The sequence below is a fragment of the Yinghuangia soli genome (genome assembly GCF_021502675.1).
In the GTDB taxonomy this organism is placed as follows: domain Bacteria; phylum Actinomycetota; class Actinomycetes; order Streptomycetales; family Streptomycetaceae; genus Yinghuangia; species Yinghuangia soli.
This window is the reverse complement of the sequence record NZ_JAKFHA010000021.1, coordinates 1-18,533: the sequence shown is the minus strand read 5'-3', so window position 1 is coordinate 18,533 and position 18,533 is coordinate 1. Positions and strand designations below refer to the sequence as shown.

Annotated in this window: 19 protein-coding genes; 15 read left to right on the top strand and 4 right to left on the bottom strand. The window is 68.4% G+C overall.

The features are described from left to right. Positions 1–37: 37 nt before the first annotated feature. The 5 genes from LZ495_RS28330 to LZ495_RS28310 all read left to right on the top strand — a co-directional run bounded on the left by LZ495_RS28330 (position 38) and on the right by LZ495_RS28310 (position 4,515). On the top strand, positions 38–1,225 hold the full coding sequence (locus LZ495_RS28330; RefSeq protein WP_235055767.1) for a CaiB/BaiF CoA transferase family protein: 1,188 nt from the start codon (positions 38–40) through the stop codon (positions 1,223–1,225). Between the two features lie 33 nt (positions 1,226–1,258). Next, entirely contained in the window at positions 1,259–2,047 is a 789-nt protein-coding gene (locus LZ495_RS28325) for an SDR family NAD(P)-dependent oxidoreductase (RefSeq protein WP_235055766.1), read from the top strand. Next, positions 2,044–2,511, top strand: coding sequence for a nuclear transport factor 2 family protein (locus LZ495_RS28320; RefSeq protein WP_235055765.1), 468 nt, complete (start codon positions 2,044–2,046; stop codon positions 2,509–2,511). The genes LZ495_RS28325 and LZ495_RS28320 overlap by 4 nt, the downstream gene beginning before the upstream one ends. Positions 2,512–2,674: 163 nt before the next feature. Then, complete coding sequence (locus LZ495_RS28315; RefSeq protein WP_235055764.1) at positions 2,675–3,655, top strand: LacI family DNA-binding transcriptional regulator; 981 nt, start codon at positions 2,675–2,677, stop codon at positions 3,653–3,655. 176 nt (positions 3,656–3,831) lie between these two features. Next, positions 3,832–4,515 carry a cutinase family protein gene (locus tag LZ495_RS28310; protein ID WP_235055763.1) on the top strand — a complete coding sequence of 228 codons (684 nt, stop codon included), beginning with the start codon at positions 3,832–3,834 and terminating at the stop codon, positions 4,513–4,515. 76 nt (positions 4,516–4,591) lie between these two features. Here LZ495_RS28310 and LZ495_RS28305 read toward each other — a convergent pair whose 3' ends face one another. Next, positions 4,592–5,527 carry an aldo/keto reductase gene (locus LZ495_RS28305; protein ID WP_235055762.1) on the bottom strand — a complete coding sequence of 312 codons (936 nt, stop codon included), beginning with the start codon at positions 5,525–5,527 and terminating at the stop codon, positions 4,592–4,594. A gap of 163 nt (positions 5,528–5,690) precedes the next feature. Between LZ495_RS28305 and LZ495_RS28300 the strand changes: the two genes are divergently transcribed. Together LZ495_RS28300 and LZ495_RS28295 are read left to right on the top strand one after the other, a co-directional pair. Continuing rightward, entirely contained in the window at positions 5,691–6,257 is a 567-nt protein-coding gene (locus LZ495_RS28300; protein WP_235055761.1) for a hypothetical protein, read from the top strand. Continuing rightward, on the top strand, positions 6,254–7,081 hold the full coding sequence (locus LZ495_RS28295; RefSeq protein ID WP_235055760.1) for an SDR family NAD(P)-dependent oxidoreductase: 828 nt from the start codon (positions 6,254–6,256) through the stop codon (positions 7,079–7,081). The genes LZ495_RS28300 and LZ495_RS28295 overlap by 4 nt, the downstream gene beginning before the upstream one ends. Before the next feature lie 77 nt (positions 7,082–7,158). Here LZ495_RS28295 and LZ495_RS28290 read toward each other — a convergent pair whose 3' ends face one another. Continuing rightward, positions 7,159–8,814: an MFS transporter gene (locus LZ495_RS28290; RefSeq protein ID WP_235055759.1), complete on the bottom strand. Its 1,656-nt coding sequence runs from the start codon at positions 8,812–8,814 to the stop codon at positions 7,159–7,161. Positions 8,815–9,188: 374 nt separating this feature from the next. Between LZ495_RS28290 and LZ495_RS28285 the strand changes: the two genes are divergently transcribed. From LZ495_RS28285 to LZ495_RS28255, 7 genes are all read left to right on the top strand, one after another. Further along, positions 9,189–10,277, top strand: a complete 1,089-nt coding sequence (locus LZ495_RS28285) for a hypothetical protein (RefSeq protein ID WP_235055758.1) — start codon at positions 9,189–9,191, stop codon at positions 10,275–10,277. 101 nt (positions 10,278–10,378) lie between these two features. Then, positions 10,379–10,912, top strand: coding sequence for a UGSC family (seleno)protein (locus tag LZ495_RS28280; protein ID WP_235055757.1), 534 nt, complete (start codon positions 10,379–10,381; stop codon positions 10,910–10,912). An 81-nt stretch (positions 10,913–10,993) separates the two neighbouring features. Beyond that, entirely contained in the window at positions 10,994–11,794 is an 801-nt protein-coding gene (locus LZ495_RS28275; protein ID WP_235055756.1) for an SDR family NAD(P)-dependent oxidoreductase, read from the top strand. Positions 11,795–11,848: 54 nt separating this feature from the next. Then, a complete protein-coding gene (locus tag LZ495_RS28270; RefSeq protein ID WP_235055755.1) occupies positions 11,849–12,130 on the top strand; it encodes a hypothetical protein in 282 nt (93 codons plus the stop codon). Further along, positions 12,127–13,071, top strand: coding sequence for a thioredoxin-disulfide reductase (gene trxB / locus LZ495_RS28265; protein WP_235055754.1), 945 nt, complete (start codon positions 12,127–12,129; stop codon positions 13,069–13,071). Before LZ495_RS28270 ends, trxB begins: the two co-directional genes overlap by 4 nt. A gap of 148 nt (positions 13,072–13,219) precedes the next feature. Next, positions 13,220–14,326: an alcohol dehydrogenase catalytic domain-containing protein gene (locus LZ495_RS28260; RefSeq protein ID WP_235055753.1), complete on the top strand. Its 1,107-nt coding sequence runs from the start codon at positions 13,220–13,222 to the stop codon at positions 14,324–14,326. A 97-nt stretch (positions 14,327–14,423) separates the two neighbouring features. Then, complete coding sequence (locus LZ495_RS28255; RefSeq protein WP_235055752.1) at positions 14,424–15,323, top strand: amidohydrolase family protein; 900 nt, start codon at positions 14,424–14,426, stop codon at positions 15,321–15,323. 74 nt (positions 15,324–15,397) lie between these two features. On the opposite strand, the gene LZ495_RS28250 is transcribed toward LZ495_RS28255, so the two are convergent. After that, a complete protein-coding gene (locus tag LZ495_RS28250; protein WP_235055751.1) occupies positions 15,398–16,498 on the bottom strand; it encodes a zinc-dependent alcohol dehydrogenase in 1,101 nt (366 codons plus the stop codon). Positions 16,499–16,647: 149 nt separating this feature from the next. Here LZ495_RS28250 and LZ495_RS28245 point away from each other — a divergent pair, with 149 nt between their 5' ends. After that, positions 16,648–17,565, top strand: coding sequence for an IclR family transcriptional regulator (locus LZ495_RS28245; protein ID WP_235055750.1), 918 nt, complete (start codon positions 16,648–16,650; stop codon positions 17,563–17,565). Between the two features lie 115 nt (positions 17,566–17,680). On the opposite strand, the gene LZ495_RS28240 is transcribed toward LZ495_RS28245, so the two are convergent. Beyond that, a partial coding sequence (locus LZ495_RS28240; protein ID WP_235055749.1) for an LLM class flavin-dependent oxidoreductase occupies positions 17,681–18,533 on the bottom strand: 853 nt, incomplete at its 5' end.

Here is an 18,533-nt window from a genome sequence, read left to right as displayed (position 1 = left end):
CCATGATGACGACTGGCCGAAGGCGAAAGGCTGCCGCATGACCTGGCCCGAAGACACAGAAACCCACGACCCGACCCTGCCTCTGGCCGGCGTGCGCGTACTCGACTTGTCGCGCGTGCTCGCCGGGCCTCTGGCCGCGACCGTGCTGGCCGATCTGGGCGCCGACGTGATCAAAGTCGAAGCGCCCGAAGGCGATGAAACGCGGCGATGGGGTCCTCCGTTCCACGGCGCCGACGCGGCGTACTACCTTGCGATCAACCGGAATCGCCGAGCCATGGTGCTCGACTTGCGCGAGCCGGCCGACCTGGACGTGGTCAAGTCCTTGGCCGCAGAGTGCGACGTGGTGATCGAGAACTTCCTGCCCCGACAGTTGATGTCTCTCGGGTTGGACGCAGTTCGTGACAGCAGTCCGCATGCTGTGTGGGTCTCCATCCGCGGTGCGTCCTCGAGCGGCCCGTTGGGAGATTTGCCGGGCTACGACGCCATGGCCCAAGCCCGTTCCGGGATCATGTCCGTGACCGGGCATGAGCTCACCGGCCCGACCAAAGTCGGGTTTCCCGTAGTGGACGTCGTCACCGGGCTGTATGCGGCGATCGGAGCGCTGGGAGCCCTCCTCGGTCGACACGCTGATCAGGGCCGCAGGGCCGCGCGCGTCGAGGTGCCGCTCTTCGAATGCGGGGTATCCGCGCTGATCAACCAGGCCGCGAATCACCTCGTCGGCGGGGCGGTTCCCGGTTTGATAGGGAACCTGCATCCCAATGTCGCGCCGTATGGCCCGATGCCCACGGCCGACGGTCAGATCGTCATAGGCGCCACCAGCAACAGGCAGTTCGCCGCGCTGTGCGCCGCCGTCGGGCGGCCGGCTCTGGCCGACGACCCCCAGTTCGCGGACAACGCGTCTCGGCTGGCGCACCGGGTGAAGCTGGACGACCTGCTCGCGGCGACCTTTGTGCGGGAGCCCACGAAGGTCTGGGAGGCTGAGCTGGGAAGGGCGGCGGTCGCATGCGCGCCGGTGAACCGCCTCGACGAGGTCTTCCTCGAAGACCAGGTCAGTGCCGCCGGACTGGTACAGACCGCCAAGCATCCGCACGGCGAGGTCAAGCTCGTCGCCTCGCCGCTGAGGATCGACGGGCAGCGACCGCCGATTCGGCGCGCGCCACCACTTCTCGGTGAGCACACCGCGGCGATTCGCGATGCTCTCGGCGTGGTCGCCCCGCCGGGATGAGGAACGCGCCCAGCAGGGCAGAGGACCCCGACCGTGGAACGCAACTCCAGGAGTACGCACGTGTTCGAGCTCAACGGCAGAACCGCCCTGATCACGGGAGCCGGGCAGGGGGTGGGCGCCGGAATCGCCTGCACGTTGGCCGGACAGGGCGCGCAAGTGGTCGTCAACGACATCGATCCGGCCCGGGCTGACGGGACCGTCCGACGGGTCCGCGACGCCGGAGGTCAGGCCCACGCCGTCGCGTTCGACGTCACCGACCTCGGCGCCGTGGCCGACGCGGTGCGCACCTTCGAACGCCGGATCGCGCCGGTCGACATCCTGGTCAACAACGTCGGCAACGCCGGGGCGGGTGCTTTCCGGCCGACCTCGTTCCGGGACACCGACCCCGCCGATTGGCGGCGTTTCACCGAGGTGAACCTGTTCGGCGTCATGAACTGCGTCAAAGCCGTCATCGACGGCATGGCCGCCCGCCGACATGGACGCATCGTCACCATCGCATCGGGCTCCGGGGTGATCGGGCAAGGGATAGGCGTCTCCCTATACGCAGCTGCCAAGGGTGGTGCGATCTCTTTCATGCGCCACTTGGCCATCGAGAACGCGTCCGACGGCATCACCGCGAACACCATTGCTTTGGGGCTGATCGACCCTGCTGCGAGCGGCCGTGAGGCCACGCGCACACGCGAGTTGGCCGCGCATCTGCCGGTCGGCCGCATCGGCGTTCCCGAGGATGCGGGTGCACTGTGCGCCTACCTTGCTTCGCAGGAGGCGTCGTGGATCACGGGGCAGACCTTCCACCTCAACGGCGGGTCCTACACATCATGACCGCGGCAAGAGCAGATGAAGCGCACGATGTCGAGCAGCCAGGGCTGTCCCTTCAGGATCGCTTGGAGATCGCTGAACTCCCGGCGCGCTTCTGCCACTACTCGGACTATGCCGCCTACCACCGCTTCGCTGATCTTTTCACCGAAGACGTGGTGACCGTCCTCGTCGGCATCGGTGAGTACGTCGGTCTGCAGGCCCAGATCCAACATGCCCGCGACACCGAGAAGTGGACCGGCGCCCAGGCGTGGCACGTCGTCGCGAACCTGTGGATCGCACCGACCGAAGATGGAGCCGCCGTGCATTACTACATGCTTGGCATGCTGCGCATGGGCGCGGACGCCGGCGGCACCGTGAACACCTCGGGCCGGTTCGTCGACCACGTGGTGCGCACCCCGTCAGGATGGCGGATCCGACGCCGCGAGTTCACCCTGGACCGACCGGTGGTCCCGCCCGACATGGCGTGAGCGCGAAAGGGCAGACACGCCTGACCCGGCCGCCGCCTCCCCGGACCGCATGCCCGCCGCCTCCTCCGGTGTGACTGCGTAGGGTGGCCCCGGACGGTTGCGATGGCGGAGTGCCCTTGCGGCCCGGGCAGGGGAGGTCTTGGTGGCGCGTCGTGGATCGCGGGTGACCAGCGCTGACGTTGCGCGGGAATCGGGGGTGTCCCGGTCGACGGTGAGCTTCGTCCTGAACGACGCGCCGAACCAGACGATTTCGCCGGCCACCCGGGAGAAGGTGCTGGCCGCTGCGGAGCGGCTCGGCTATACCCCGAACGGACCGGCACAGGCGTTGTCGCGCGGGCGGGGCAGCACGGTGCTGTTGTGTCTGCCGGATTTCCCGGCGAGTGCGACCGTGGATGAACTGGTTACCGAAATGGACCGGGTGTTGGCCGCCCACGATTTGTTGCTGGTGACGCACCGGGCCGGCCCGGACCGGCAGCCGGCCCTCGCACTGGCGGCCGCGGTGGCGCCGGTGGCGGTCGCGGGGTTGCTGCCGTTCGACGGAGACCAGGTCGCGGCGTTCCGGGCGCGCGGTGCACGGGCGGTGCTGCCCGGACCGGCTGATCCGCCGCCTCCCCGCGACGACGCCGGGCGCACGGTAGGCGTGGCGCAGGCCGGCCACCTGGCGGGGCGCGGCCACGTCCGCATCGGCTACGTCCATCCGGCCGATTCCAGGCTGGTATCGATGTCGGAGCGGCGACTGGCGGGCGTCGACCAGACCGCACTAAGTCTGGGTCTCGCCGGGGTGTCCGTGCGGCGCATGCCTGCCGACGGCGACTTCACGCCGGTGCTGCGCGGATGGTTGGCCGAGGATGCCCCCACTGCGGTGGCTGCGTTCAACGATGAGGTTGCCATGGCGGTGTTGCAGGCCGCATGGGCCTCAGACGTGGTCGTGCCGGTCGACCTGGCGGTGATCGGCGCGGACGACATCCCTGCTGCCCGCTACACCTGTCCGGCGCTGACGACCATCCGCAGCTCGGGCAAGCCTTTCGGGGCCATGCTCGCTCACTGGGTCCTGCAACGCCTCGGGACAGGCGGGGCAGCTCGCCCGACCGCGGACGAACCGCCGGTGTGGACACCGGACATCGTGATCCGCGCATCCAGCTGAGCAGTTCACCTTGAAGCTCTTGTTACCTGGTGGTAAAAATAGCCAGCACTTACGCGCGTTAGTGATCTGAGTCACGTCACGCGGCCTCTCTGTGGTTTTCGTTGCCCAAGGGTGGGGCCGCGCTCCCATTAGCGCCCGTGCAAAGCACCCGGCGCGCCCCTACTGAGAGGCCCCCGATGCCACGACGCCGTACCACCGCAAGAATCGCGGTGGCGACCGCCACCGCCCTTGCTGCCAGCGCACTAACCTTCGCGACCGCCGAACAGGCCGTAGCTGCGTCCTGCGCCGATGTCGACGTCGCGTACGCGGGTGGAACCGTTTTCGGGGGTGACGGCACTGCGCCGAACACGCTTCCCGACCCGGTGTTCGAGAACTTCGCGGCAGCCCTCGATGCCCGGACCGCAGGAAAGTCCGTGTCCTACTACAGGGTGAACTACCCGGCCAGCCTTGAGCCGTGGTCCGCGTCGGTGGGGAACTGGGACCTCGTCCAGCATCTCAGGGCCCAGGCTGTGGCCTGCCCGGACCAGGTGTTCGTGCTGGTGGGCTACTCGCAGGGCGCGAATGTCGTCGACAACGCCATCGGGGTCGGCAGCGACGGCGCGCTCGTCGGCGGCCCCACGGTCGCCGTCATCCCGGCGGGGATCGAACCGAAGGTGAAGGCGGTGGTGCTCTACGGCAACCCGATCCGAGGCTTCCCGACCTACCGCCAGGTGACCGGCACTTACCAGTCCCGCACCCTCGACGACTGCGCGGCCGGCGACCCGATCTGCGGGGGCGGCTGGGACGCCAATGCCCACGGTGCGTACGCCCAGCCGCAGCACAGCGGTCCGGCCGCGGACTTCGTCGCGGCACGCATCTGAGCGGCTTGACGCCGCCCTCCGCAATCCCGGGTCCGCCGGCTCGCCGTGCGTCCATCGGGCTTGCGGAGGGCGGCAGTCAGGCCTCGTCCACTGCCGCGGTGATGTCGGCGAGAAGGTCGACTGGCAGCGCTTCCAGGGCTGCGGCGTTGGCCGCCACCTGTTCCGCCGAGGTCGCGCCGACCAGCACGGAGGGCACCGACGGCTGGGCCGCCAGCCAGGAGAGCGCGAGCCCGGCCATGGTGCGTCCGGACTTGTCCGCGAGAGAGCGCAGGCGTTCGACCGCCGCGAGATTCGACTCGGTCGCGACTCCCGCGAAGTACGGCAGCGCCGCGAGGCGCGAGCCCTCCGGGAACTCGGCACCGGACCGGTACTTGCCGGTCAGCAGGCCCGAGGCCAGGGGGAAGTACGGGATAACTCCGACTCCGAAGTGCTCGGCAGCGGGCACAAGGTCGCGCTCGACATCTCGGGCGAGCAGGTTCCACTCCACCTGGACGGCCGTGAATCCCGCGGTGCCGAGACTCCGGGCGGTGTGGACAGCGTCGGCGAGCTGCCATCCACCGACGTTCGACGTCGCCACGTACCGGACCTTGCCGGCGCGCACCAGGTCGTCGAGTGCGCGCAACGTCTCCTCTACGGGCGTGTCCGGGTCCGCGTAGTGCTGGTAGTAGAGGTCGATGTAGTCGGTGCCCAAGCGGCTGAGGCTCGCCTCGCACGCGCGGACGATATGGCGCCGCGAGGAACCTCCGCCGTACGGACCGGGTGCCATTGGCGCCCCGAACTTGCTGGCGATCACCACGCTGTCGCGGCGCGAACCGAGTGCGGCGCCGAGGATCTCCTCCGACTGCCCCTTCGCGTATATGTCTGCGGTGTCGAACAGCGTGACGCCTGCGTCGATTGCCGCGTTGACGACGCCCTCCGCCGCGGCCTGGTCGATCTTCATCCCGAAGTTGTTGCAGCCGAGGCCGAGGGCCGAGACCTTCAGTCCGGATCGACCGATGGCAGAGCTCTGCACATTTGCTCCTTGGGGCCTTGTGGACACGTCCGCTCTCGCGTGCCGCGCAGGATATGTGTAACGCTTACACGAAAAGAGGGCCCTGGGCAACGCTTGAGCCTTGTAGCTCAATCATAGCCATGATAGCTATGTTGGAAATCGAGCCGATCATCTGGAGCCGGTGATGACCGCTGCCCCCGACCCTGTGCCGCTGCGCCGCATTACCCATGCGGAACTGCTCTATCGACCAGGCGAACGCGCCCTCGCCAAGAGCGTCTTGGAGCTTCTGGGCTGCCGCGTGGTCGACCGTGGCGGCCACTTCTTCAGCGCCATGGTCGAGCCCACGGTCACCGACTACCTCGGCAACATCCTGTACGCATCCGAGGTGACGCCCGAGCAATGGGCCTTCGAGCAGCAACTCGGCCTGGCCGCGGCAGGCGGGCCGCTGGGGGAGGCCAGGTCCGCATGGCTGGATCACATGCGGGATCACCCCCAGTACTCCTATCACTTCGGGTTGAAGGTCGCGTCCGACACGGAACTCGAGGAATCACTGCGCCGCATCGAAGCGGCGGGGCGCGACGATCCCGAGTTGGCCGGCCGCATCAGCATCGCCGGGGTCTTCCGGCCCGGGGACCCGGACGCGGCCACCGACACGATGGTCCAGGCGTTCATCCGCACCGACGTCATTGCCTGCGGCCTGGTCAGCCTCGGCCAGCACATCGAACTGCAGTGGCACGTTCCGAACGCTTGACAGCCACGCCGCCGCCATCCACCACCGAAGGGACGATGTACGTGTACGACCTCAAGGGCAAGGTCGCCCTCATCACCGGAGCGGCACAGGGGCAGGGCGCCGCCGAGGCGCGACTCTTCGCCCAGTGCGGTGCCTTCGTCGCCATCGCGGACGTTCAGAAGGCGCAAGGCGCGGCTCTCGCCGACGAGCTGGGCCCTGACGCCGCCTACATCGAGCTGGACGTCTCCAGCGAAGAGGCCTGGAACCAAGCGGTCGAGGCGACCAAAGAACGTTTCGGCGGACTCGATATTCTCGTCAACAACGCCGCCGCGATGCGGATCGTTGCGATCGAGGACGAGACCGCCGACGACTTCCGGCGCATCCTCGACATCAACCTGCTGGGCCCCTTCCTCGGCCTGCGCGCCGTGATACCCACCATGCGCGCGGCCGGCGGCGGCGTGGTGATCAACGTCGCCTCGGCAAGTGGCATGCAAGGGCAGGCCTGGGCCGCCGCGTACTCCGCGTCCAAATGGGGGGTACGCGGACTGACCCGGACCGCCGCGATGGAACTGGGCCGTGACGGAATCCGCGTCAACACCATCGTGCCCGGCCCCATCCGCACCGCGATGCTTCCCGGCGACCGCAGCGGTGCCGAGAGGGACAAGCGGTTCGACGGACTGCCTCTTGGCCGCGCCGGCGAGCCGGAGGAGGTCGCGCACATGGCCGCCTTCCTTGCCTCGTCGGGCGCGTCCTACACGACAGGCGCCGACTTCACGGTCGACGGGGGCTTCCTCGCGGGCCCGGCCGCCTCCCCGCGGCCGACCGCGCCCATGCTGTTCCACTGAGCACCGGCCCCGAGGAACGGGACAGCCGGTGGGCCGGGCCGGGTTCCCCAGGCCCGGCCCACCGGCGCGTCCTCGTTTCAGGCAGGCGTGGCGTCCAGCTCGCGCGATCCCACCGCCGCGTCGGGTGCTTCACCGCCAGTTGCCGGAGCACGTCCCGACTTCAGCAGTACCGTGACCACGATCCCGATCAGGCCGGCGATGCCGAGGGCCCACAGGGACAGCGTCCAGCCCGTGTCCGTGTAGACCTGCGGGATATCCGTGGTCGCCGTGCCCTGTCCGGTGGGACTCGGGGACACCATCTGCAGGGGGTGTGCCGACAGGATCGCGGTGATCATGGCGGTCCCCACCGCCGCACCGAAGTTGCCGGCCACATTGAGCATGCCCGCGCCGATCGAAGACTGGCTTTCCGGGACTGCCTCGACGATCAGGTTGTTGCTCGCTGAGTAGAACGCGCCGAAACCGAGGCCGTAGACGGCGTAGACAAGCAGCACGGTGAACCAACTGCCGTGCCACAATGCGAGCATCGCACACGCCGCCGTCATGACCGACATACCCGCGATCAGCGGGCTGCGCAGACCCCTGGTCCGACCCCACGCCCCCGCGAGGGGTCCGGCGGTCATGCTGGTCGCGGACATGCCGATCGTGATGTGCACGGCGAAGGCCAGGAGCCCGAACCCGAAGGCATACCCCAGGTCCCCTTCGAACGTGATGGCCTGCTGCATGACCTCCACGGGCTGTCCGGCGGCAGCCGCCGCGCCCTGCAGCACCTGGTCCTTGATTGCGGCCGCGTCGGTCTGGGCCATGTACGGGACGGCGTAGCCGACACCGCCGATGACCATGTTGCCGAAGAAGTACGCGCCCAGGACGAGCGACACCTTCGCGGAGCGGAGCAGACGCGGGTCCATCATGGGCGACGGCGACTTTGCCTCCCATACGGCGAATGCCACCAGCAGTGCCAGGCCGGCCGCGAGGTAGCCCCAGGCGCTCGGCCTTCCCCAGCCCCAGGCCTGCCCGTTGCTGAGGTAGACAAGCGCGAGGGCGACGCCCGCGCCAACGAGGAGCGCGCCCTGCCAGTCGAGCTTTTCGCGTACCCGAACGTTGCTTTCGGGAACGAACAGGACCATGAGGATCGTGATCACAACGCTGTACACGACCAGGAACCAGAACAGCGCCCGCCAGCTGTAGTGGTCCGTGAGGGCTCCGCCGACGAACGGGCTGACCACTCCGGACAGTCCGAAGCCCGCGGCCAGGGCCCCGATGGCGACGGGGATGTGACGGCGGGGGAGCAGGTCGCGCACGAGACCCACGCCGATGGCGATCATCGCCCCGGCGGTGGACTGCAGAGCCCGGCCGACCAGGAACAGTGTCCAGGAGTCCGTCACCGCGCACAGCAAGGACCCGGCCAGGAACGTACTGCTGCACAGCAGCAAGACGCGGCGCTTGCCGTGCAGGTCCGCGAGTTTGCTGACGATGGGCAGGGTCGCACCGGCGACGACCCCGACGATGATGACCATCCAGCTGAGATTGCTGCCTACTTCGGGCCAGGTCCCGCCGATCTTCTGGACGGCCGGCAGGACCATGGCGTACTGCAGCACCATCGCCTCGGCGAACAGAATGATGATCGCGGCGACGGCGATGATGCGACCGGGCGATGCGTCGTCGAGACGGGCGGATCCGCCGCCTCCGACGCCTCGTTCGTCAGGTGGTTCAGCTATGCGCGCATTGTCGGCCATGGTTCCTCTTCTCGTGGCCGCACGAGGACTCACCCTCGTCTGGGCCGCGGGGTCAGGCGTCTGTGGGAGGGAGCACGAGTGCGTTCCCGGGAAGGTCGGCCATGGGGTCGGCGAACGGCCGACGTGGCTTCGTCGAGTGCGGCGCAGAAATTAACATAGGCAATACACAAAAAGAAGGAGGCTTCGGCGCTCGCCAAGGGGTGCTGCTCGGCAACGACGGCGTCGTCCAGGCCGGACGACTCGGCCAGTGAGACCGACACGGTCGAATATTCGAACGCATTAACTGGTATTTCGAACGATGCCCTTGTGGTCGGAGGACGGTGCGCCTAGCCTCGCCACTATTCCCAGCTGACCTCTCGACCACGGGATCCCTTATGCCTGCCTCCGCAACGACCGTCCCGGACAACGACGTCCACGCCAACGCCCACGTCCTGGTGGACGACCATCCCGACACCGTCTACGCCTGGCTCCAGGAACGCGGCTGGGGTGACGGCCTCCCCGTGGTGCCGCCCACCGAGGACCGGGTGGCGGCGATGCTTGACGCCTACCCTGGCGATCCCGACGAGATCATCGGTGCGCTGCCCCCGCGGCTCGGCGAGGCGACACCGAGGGTCCTGGCGGTCAACGCGGTCATGGCGGGATGCACGCCGCCCATGCTGCCCCTGCTGGTCGCCGCGGTCAGGGGCATCTGCGCCCCGGAGTTCAACCTCCGCGGCGTCAACTCGACCACGCACCCGGTCTCCGTGATGGTGCTGGTGCACGGAGAAGCCGTCCGAGCCTGCGGATTCAACTCGGGAACAGGCACGCTGGGCCCGGGCAACCGAGCGAATGCCACCCTCGGCCGGGCGGTGCGCCTCGCGCTGCTCCACATCGGTGGCGGCACCGCCCACGGGGCGGGCGATGCCGGCATGGGCGACGCCGCGACCCACGGTCAGCCCTCGAAGTACACGTTCTGCTTCGCCGAGAACGCGGAGGCCAGTCCGTGGCCCGTCTACCCCCGGGCGGTCGGGCTGGGGGCCCGAAGCGCGGTGACGGTCGCAGGCATGGAAAACCCCCACAACATCCACGACATGGAAACGCGCGGAGAGCCGGCACCGATCCTGGACAAGGTTGCCACGGTCATGGCGACCTTCGGCACCAACAACGCGGTGGTCTCCAGCGCCGAGTACTTCATCGTTCTGGGCCCCGAGCACGCGGCGACCATCTCCGGCGCCGGATGGGCGCGCCAGGACGTCCAGGCGTATCTCTTCGAGAAGGCACGCCGCCGCGCCGGCGACTTCCGCCGCAGTTTCCAAAGCTCGATGTGGCGGCCTTGGATGCGCGCCCTCCAGGACGACGACCTGCAGCCGATGACCGAATCCCCTGACAACATCCGCGTTCTCGTCGCCGGAGGCCCCGGCAAGCACTCCATGGTCATCCCCAGCTGGGGGTTGACCCGCAGTGTCACCGTCCCTGTCGACTGACCGGGCAGCTCCTCGAGTGCCGGGCGCTCGCACCGCGAGCCCGCACTGACGCAGACAACTCACCCGGAAACATCTAACCCCCAGAGAAAGGCAGCAGCCTCATGGCCGTCACTCTGCTCGACCCGGCCGGCCGCGTCGGCGAACCCACCAAGCAACTCGCCCCTGGAATCGAGGTGTTGAACGGCGCGCGAATCGCCGTTCTGGACAACCTCAAGCCCCACGCCGGCTACATACAAGGGGGTATCGCACGCCTGCTTGCCGAGCGCACCGGCGCGGTGGTGTCGCTGGAGATACCGAAGGTCAGCGCCGCACTCCCCGCCGAACCCGAGGTGATCGAACAGATCAAGGCTTCGGCGGACCTGGTCATCACCGGTTCGGCGGACTGCGGGTCCTGCACGTCCTGGAGCTGCCATGACACCGTCGCCCTGGAGCAGCTCGGCATCCCCACGCTCCTTCTGGCAACGGCAGGGTTCACCGAACTCGCCTACCAGGTGACCTCGCTGTATGGGCTCCGGAACGCCCGGGTGCTGACTGTCCGCGGCCCCCTCGGGGGGTCGACCGACGCAGAACTCGACGCGATGGCACTCGAGGCGCTCGAGAACGCTCTCCTTCTCGCCACCACCACACCGGTGTAGTAACCCCACAACCGCGTCCCAGGTCTCCGTCAGCCGGGCACGGCGTCGCCGAGGAATGGCACACACGAAGGGTAATCAACCGTGACCATCACAATTTCTCTCGCGGGACAGACTGCGCTTGTCACCGGCGCTGGCGCCGGCATCGGACGGGCGATTGCCGTCAGGCTGGCACAGGCAGGCGCGAACGTCGCCGTCACCGACATCGTCGCTACCGCCGCGCACGAGACGTCGGAGCTTGTCCGCGCCGAGGGGCGTGAGGGGCTCGCCTTGGTCGGCGACATGACGGACCCGCGACGGGTGGACGACATGGTCGAGGAGACGGTGCGGCATTTCGGCGCGCTGAACATCGGCGTCAACAACGTCGGCATGCTCGGCAAGCACGGTGCCGCACCGTACCTCGACTGGTCTTCTCAGGCCATGGCGGACGTGGTGGCAGGCAACTTGCTCGCCACGATGTACTCGTGCCAGGCGGAAGCAGCGGCCATGATCCCGGCGGGCCGCGGCGGAGTGATCGTCAACGTCAGCTCGGGTGAGACCACCCGCCCCGCCGTCCAACTCGCGCCCTATGGCGCCGCGAAGGCAGGCATCAACCACCTCACGCAAACGTTGGCCATCGAGCTCGCCCCGCACCGCATCCGGGTCAACGCCGCCGCACCGGGGACCACGCTCACCCAGAAGGTCGCCGAGGCGTTCAGCGCCGAGCACCGGGCGGCGCTCCAGGCGTCCATCCCGCTCGACGGCGAATTCTCCGCTCCGGAAGACCTCGCCGACCTCGTCCTTCTCCTCGCTTCGGACCTGGCCGCGCACACCACAGGTCAATTCCTTCTCTCGGACAAGGGCGCGTTCCTCTCCCGAAGCCGCCCCGCACCGACCACTCACTGAGCACGCCAAGGCCGCGTTCCGCCGTGATGGAGCGCCGAAACCCGAGGAATGGCCATGACCAACAACCGGATCGACGAAGCGGATATCACCGCGACGCTCGCACCGCTGGCGCAGACACTCGCCGCCGACGACTACCTGATGACGTGCGCCCAGCCCGCCCCCCACCACGTCCTGATGACCGTCGCTGCCGGCCCCGCAGCCTGTGCGGACTGCCTTGTACCCAAGGACCTCACCGAACGCATGGCACTGCAGCGGCTCCGAACCCTGGACCCCTCCGCCCCATGGACCGTGGAGATCCGCTATCCGAACGACGCTGCGGAGACGACCGGCCCGTGAACCACATCCACGACCTGATCGTCATCGGATCCGGTCCCGCCGGCTACACCGCGGCCGTCTACGCGGCACGCGCCGACCTGAACCCGTTGGTGTTCGAAGGCGCGGTCACCGCGGGCGGCGCCCTCATGAACACCACGGAGGTCGAGAACTTCCCTGGCTGGCCGGACGGCATCATGGGCCCCGACCTGATGGCCAATCTGCGCAGGCAAGCCGAACGCTTCGGCGCCGCACTGGTACCCGACGACATCGTGGAAGTCGAACTCGACGGCCCGGTCAAGACCGTCAAGGATGGCTCCGGAGCAACTCACCGTGCCCATGCCGTCATCCTCGCCACCGGTTCGGCCTACCGGAAGCTGGAACTGCCGCGGGAAGACGAGTTGTCCGGGCGCGGTGTGTCGTGGTGCGCCACCTGCGACGGCTTCTTCTTCCGGGGGCACCACATTGCCGTGGTGGGCGGCGGTGACTCGGCGCTGGAGGAAGCCATCTTCCTCACCCGATTTGCCGCGTCCGTGACCGTCATCCATCGCCGCGGTGAGTTGCGGGCCAGCAAGGTCATGCAGCAACGGGCTCTCGACGACCCGAAGATCGCCTTTGCGTGGCACAGCGAAGTCGCGGAATTGCACGGGGACGACAGGCTTGCCGGCGTACGGCTGCGAGATACCCGCACAGGCGTCGAGCAGCAGCTCGCCGTCAGCGGGTTGTTCATCGCCATCGGCCACACGCCGCGCAGCGACCTGGTCAGCGGGCTCGTCGATCTCGACGCCGACGGCTACGTACAGGTCGCCCACCCGACCACGCAGACGAGCCTTGAGGGTGTGTTCGCCTGCGGGGACCTGGTCGATCGCACGTACCGTCAGGCCATCACTGCCGCCGGCACCGGTTGCGCCGCCGGCCTCGACGCCGAACGCTACCTGGCCGCGTCCCGACGGCCGACTCACTAAGCGTCCGGTCGGGACGAAGGCGGACGCCCCCTCCGCATGCCCGGAAGCGGGGCGCTGCGCTCCATGAACCCTGCCTGGCTCCACAGGACTTGGCTCGCGGCCGATCCCGCCGCTCCGGTCGCTGCCGACAACTATTGAGGAGATGTACATGCGCGCGATCCTCCACACGGCCAACGGTGTCGAGACGCGGGACGATGTCGAGGTACGCGACCCCGAGGTCGGCGAGGTCCTCGTACGGATCGCCGCGAGCGGCGTGTGCCACAGCGACGTGAGCGTCCTCGAGGGCGTCATCGAGTGGCCCGCCCCCGCGGTCCTCGGTCACGAGGGCGCCGGCATCGTCGAGAAGATCGGCGCGGGCGTCACCGCCGTCAAGCCGGGCGACCACGTGGTGATCACCACCATCGCGGCCTGCGGCATGTGCCGGTACTGCCAGACCGGCCACCCCAACCGCTGCCGCCAGACCCTCGGCAACCGCAGCACGCCGTTCTCCATCGGCGGCGAGCCGGTATGGAACTTCGCCGGGGCCTCGACGTACGCCGAGCTGACCCTGGTCAAGGAAATCCAGTGCGTGACCATCCCGGAGGACGTGCCGCTCACCTCCGCGTGCCTGGTCCCCTGCGGTGTCACCACCGGCGCCGGCGCTGTGTTCAACCGCGCGAACGTGCTGCCGGGCCAGTCGGCGGCAGTCATCGGCCTGGGCGGCGTCGGTCTGTCCGCTGTACAAGCCCTTCGACTGAAGGGGGCGGGCCGGATCGTCGGCGTCGACACCGTGCCGGGCAAGTTCGATCTGGCACGGCAGTTCGGCGCGACCGACTTCGTCCAGGCCGGCAACGGGGTCGACGTCGCCGACGAAATTCGCGGGCTGCTGCCTTTCAGCGACATCACCAAGGTGGGGCCTGCCGGAGCGGGCGGGGTGGACTGGATCTTCGAGTGCACCGGCGTCCCGGCGGTGCTCGAAAACGCGATGGAAGCACTGGATTGGGGTGGCACGCTCATCGCGGTCGGCCAGCCGTCCCAGACGGCGACGGCAACCATCCGGATCGCCAACCTTCTGCAGTGCGACCGCGGAATCCTCGGCACGCGAGCCGGCGGGATCAGGCCGCACGAGGACATCCGGGCAATCATCGAGCTGTACCGCCACGGCAGGTTCGACCTCGACGCACTCGTGTCGAAGGTCTACGCATCAGACCGCTTCGACGAGGTGCTCACCGACATGCACCAAGGTCGCATTGCGCGCGGAGTGCTGGCCTTCTGAACACAGGGCTTGGCATTCCGTGCCGCCACGACTCGCTTCGCGTGGCGGCGCCCCGACCTCTTGGCAGTGACCACTCATGGAAATGGCGGGAACCGTCGTGCCCGAAACCGCAGCAGACATCGTCGACACCCATGTGCACATCGTGTCGCCGGACACCGCGCGATATCCCCTGACAGGCGGAACTCGGGACGGCAACGACTATTGGAGCGACGGGAGTTGTTCGGTAGCCGAGGTACTGCGCGTCCAGGCGGTCAGCGGTGTGCACAGAACCGTGCTCGTGCAGGGAGTCGGGGCGTACGGCTACGACTGCAGGTATCTCCTCGATGCGGTGGCCGAACATCCGGAACGTACGGCCGCCGTCGTTGCCGTGGACATGGCAGCCCCGGCCGCCGCGGCCCGCGCGCTTCGCGACCTCGCGCGGGAACCGGGTGTCACCGGAGTGCGCCTGTTCGCGGTCTCCGGCGGTCCGGACGCTACGGGCCCACGATGGCTGACCGACCCTGCGTCCGAGGCAGTCTGGGATGTCTCGGCGGAGGTCGGCCTCACCGTCGTCCTCACCGCGTTCGCGCACCAACTGCCGCTGCTGCGACCGTCGATTCGATCGCGCCCGAGCCTTCGCGTCGCGCTCGACCACTGCGGATTTCCGGATGCCCGAGCCCGTACCGCCGGACGGGCACCTGTCCGTGAATTGGCGGACCTGCCAGGCGTGCATGTGAAGGTGACCACTCACTTGCTCGCGAGCGCGCAAGCGGCGGGGGAGGACCCTGCAGACGTGATCGACGACTTGGCGAGCGCCTTCGGCGATGAGCGCCTGACGTGGGGTTCGGACTTTCCGCAGACCCGCGAACCGACTTATCCCGGCATGCTTTCCCTCGCCGGACACGCCATTCGCAGACGTACCCAAGCGCAGCGCGACTCCATCCTTGCCGGCACAGCCCATCGACTTTGGTTCGCGGAAACAGCGTCCGACTCGTCACGAGTCGTTCACCGTCCATAAGCGACGGTTGCCCCGAAGGGCGTGGTCGGCGAAATACCGACCACGCCCTTCGGCTGTTCGGCGCCGCCCGCGTGCTATCCGGCGTGGACCAGGCTCACGTGGACGGCGTCTTCGCCGGCCGCTCGGCGTTCGAGGAGCGCGATGCCGTGCTCGATGGTGTCGAGGCTGACGTGCGTCCCGGCCATCGTGCGGGCGATCTCAGGCCGGTCGGCGAGCAACCGGACGGCCTGCTCCATCGAGCCCGGAGTGGAGCCGGCGCAGCCTTGCACGTTGATGTTCTTCAGCGTGATCAGGTCGGTGAGCAGGCCGTCGACAGGGGTGAAGTGCTTGAGGCCGGCCAGGGCAATACGCGCGCCGGCCATGCCGGTGAGATCGAGGGCCGTGCGCACGGATGCGGTCACCGGTGTCAGGTCCATAACCACCGACGCCATGCGCCCGCCGGTCAGCTCACCGACCCGAGTGACGACGTCCTCCGCCTCGATATCGATCACTTCGTGCGCGCCCAGTGCGGTGGCGGTCTTGAGGCGCAGGCTGTCGGCGCCGGTCCCCGTGACGATGACCTGGCTCGCTCCGCAGGCCAGGGCCGCGGCGGCGCAGAGCAGGCCCTGGTGGCCCGGGCCCTGTACGACGACGACGTCGCCGGGGCCGACGCGCACCGAGGTCACCCAGTTCAGGGCGTTCGCGAGCGGTTCGAAGACGGTCAGCTCGGCCGCGGTCAGGCCGTCGGGCGCCTTCATCACGTGCGTGTTGGGCAACAGTCGCAGGTACTCCCCGTACCCGCCCCAGAGGCCGCCGTCATGGTCCGGGCCCATGGTGTAGCCGTAGAGCTGGAGGTTGGCGCACAGCCCCGTGCCTCCGGCGAGACAGGACGCGCAGCGGCCGCATTTGACGATCTCGTCGACGCATACGCGGTCGCCCTCGGCCACACCCCAGTTGGCCGCGGCCTCTGGGGTCACGTCGATCAGTCGGCCGACGATCTCGTGTCCGGGGATCACGGGGCTGGCCTCGCCGGGGACGTGGCTCTGGCCGTGGAACTGCATGACGTCGCTGCCGCACATACCCACCGCCTCGACCTTGAGCACCGCTCCGCCAGCCGGAGGGGCCGGGATCGGGAACTCCCTTACCTCGTAGGTTCCGTCTCCCAGGAAGACTGCCGCCCGTGCGTGGCCACCCATGACTCGCTCCTCGAATATACGAACTGACTGTGCGATTATTCGAAAGATTACCTCGCTGCGCCAGGGGCGCGGGAAACTCTTTCGGGCTTCGGGGCCGTTGCGCGGCTCCTCGACACCCAGGCCTTTGCCATCAGACTTTCGGGAGCAACATGAGCAGGCTCGACGAACCGCACCCGCCGACGGCGAGTACGTCGCCGCCGACGGACAGGGTCGTCGGCGTCCTGCAACTCCTGGTGGGCCGGCCTGCCCAGGCGTTCAGCCTGAGCGACATCGCCAGGGCGCTGGGAATGAACAAGGCCACCTGCCATGCAGTGACCTCCAGTCTGACGCACGCGGACTTCTTGATCCGCAACCCGGCCGACAAGACGTTCACGCTCGGCCCTGCGCTCGTGGCGGCCGGACGCGCGGCGGAAGACGCATACCCGGCAGTGCGCCTTGCGCACACCGAGGTCTCGGCGCTGGCCGGGGAGTTCGAGATGCAGGCAACGGCGGCCCTCCGCAGCGAAGGGCACTTGGTGATCGTGGCCCGAGCGGGTGGCGATGCCGGACCTACGGCCGGACGTGTCGGGCAGCGCATCCCCTTGGCCCCGCCTTTCGGGGGAGTTTTCGTCGCCTGGGACGCCCCCGACGTCATTGCCGACTGGCTGGACCGCACCGAACGGCCGGCCTCGCATGAGGCGTTGCTCGACTCCCTCGCGGCCATCCGCCAACGCGGATACAGCGTCGAGCGCTTGACTCTGGCGATGGTGCGCTTGAGTCACGCGCTGGCGGAACTGAGCGATGGTCCACTCGCCGAGAACCTGCAGCCGATGGTGGCGGCGTTGCTCGCCGAACTCGTGCAGGCGGAGTATCTGCCGCGTGACTTCACGGGCCGGGGTCGGCATGCGGTCAGCGTCCTCAGCGCCCCTGTGTTCGACGCGGAAGGCCGCACGCAAATGAACCTCTCCCTGCAACCGCACCGTGAATTGAGCACCCTCGAAATCGAACGAACAGGTGAGCGCTTGCGCAGGAGCTGCAGGCGGATCACGCATGCGATCGGAGGGAAGCCTCCAGCCGGTCCCGCCTGACGCCCGGAGGCCGCGTCCTGGGCCGAGGGTGCCTTGGTTCGGTCGGTCCCTGCGGAGCCCGTCGCCGCGGCGTCGGCGGGCACCGCGGCGACGGGAGACGGAGAAGCAGAGGGCCTCAGTCTTGGAGAGCGATGATCGCGTTGGCCGGCAGCACCGTGTGCTTCAGGTCCGGGTCGACCGGGCCGTTGAACGGCGGGTGCTTCGGGCCGGTCGCCCCCCGGCGGTAGACGGCAGTGGAGTGCTCCGGGTTCTTGTCGAACTCGGGGATGACCTTGTCGCCGAAGAGCTCGATCATCTCGAGGTTCTCCTCGTGCGACGTGTTTGCACTCAGGCCGAACACGAGCTGGTCGCAGCCGACTTCCTGGTACGCCGCGACCTGTTCGCAGACCTCGTCGGGGGTGCCGCAGAGCAGGTAGCCGCCGGCGATGAGCTGGTCCAGGAGCTCGTCGCCGCCCAGATCGGCGAGATTCATGGGCGGTGCGGGCCAGGTGATGCCGTCGGCCGACTTGGGCATGGTGTCGTGGTAAAGGTTCACGAGGGTGACCAAATACCCGGCGTGTCCGCTGAGTGCGATCTCGCGGGCGCGCTTGCGGTCCGAGAGGCAGATGACGCCGTTGGTCATCATGACGTTGTTGTTCTGGTAGTCGCCGAGGATCTCGGTGGGGTTCGCGGCGGCTTCCTTGTAGGCCTCGATGCGGCCCTTCAGGTTGTAGATCGGCTCGAAGTTGAACGCGATCGCGCCGATACCCAGCGAACCGGCCTTGGCGAACGAGCCCGGGTTGCCGCACGCCATCCAGATCGGCGGGTGCGAGTGCCCGTACGGCTTCGGGAGGATGTTGTGCGGGGTCGGCACGGTGAAGTGCTCGCCGTGGAAGGAGTAGTCGTACTGCTCCCACATGCGCACGATCTCGGGCGCGACCTCGTCCCACTCGGCCTTGGTCGAGTTGGTGTCCATGATGTTGAAGGAC

What these genes read in the sequence shown, in the direction of transcription:
- LZ495_RS28330 (WP_235055767.1), top strand. Translation starts at nt 38, where the DNA reads ATGACCTGGCCCGAAGACACAGAAACCCACGACCCGACCCTGCCTCTG.
- LZ495_RS28320 (WP_235055765.1), top strand. Translation starts at nt 2,044, where the DNA reads ATGACCGCGGCAAGAGCAGATGAAGCGCACGATGTCGAGCAGCCAGGG.
- LZ495_RS28310 (WP_235055763.1), top strand. Translation starts at nt 3,832, where the DNA reads ATGCCACGACGCCGTACCACCGCAAGAATCGCGGTGGCGACCGCCACC.
- LZ495_RS28300 (WP_235055761.1), top strand. Translation starts at nt 5,691, where the DNA reads ATGACCGCTGCCCCCGACCCTGTGCCGCTGCGCCGCATTACCCATGCG.
- LZ495_RS28290 (WP_235055759.1), bottom strand. Translation starts at nt 8,814, where the DNA reads ATGGCCGACAATGCGCGCATAGCTGAACCACCTGACGAACGAGGCGTC.
- LZ495_RS28285 (WP_235055758.1), top strand. Translation starts at nt 9,189, where the DNA reads ATGCCTGCCTCCGCAACGACCGTCCCGGACAACGACGTCCACGCCAAC.
- LZ495_RS28280 (WP_235055757.1), top strand. Translation starts at nt 10,379, where the DNA reads ATGGCCGTCACTCTGCTCGACCCGGCCGGCCGCGTCGGCGAACCCACC.
- LZ495_RS28270 (WP_235055755.1), top strand. Translation starts at nt 11,849, where the DNA reads ATGACCAACAACCGGATCGACGAAGCGGATATCACCGCGACGCTCGCA.
- LZ495_RS28260 (WP_235055753.1), top strand. Translation starts at nt 13,220, where the DNA reads ATGCGCGCGATCCTCCACACGGCCAACGGTGTCGAGACGCGGGACGAT.
- LZ495_RS28250 (WP_235055751.1), bottom strand. Translation starts at nt 16,498, where the DNA reads ATGGGTGGCCACGCACGGGCGGCAGTCTTCCTGGGAGACGGAACCTAC.
- LZ495_RS28245 (WP_235055750.1), top strand. Translation starts at nt 16,648, where the DNA reads ATGAGCAGGCTCGACGAACCGCACCCGCCGACGGCGAGTACGTCGCCG.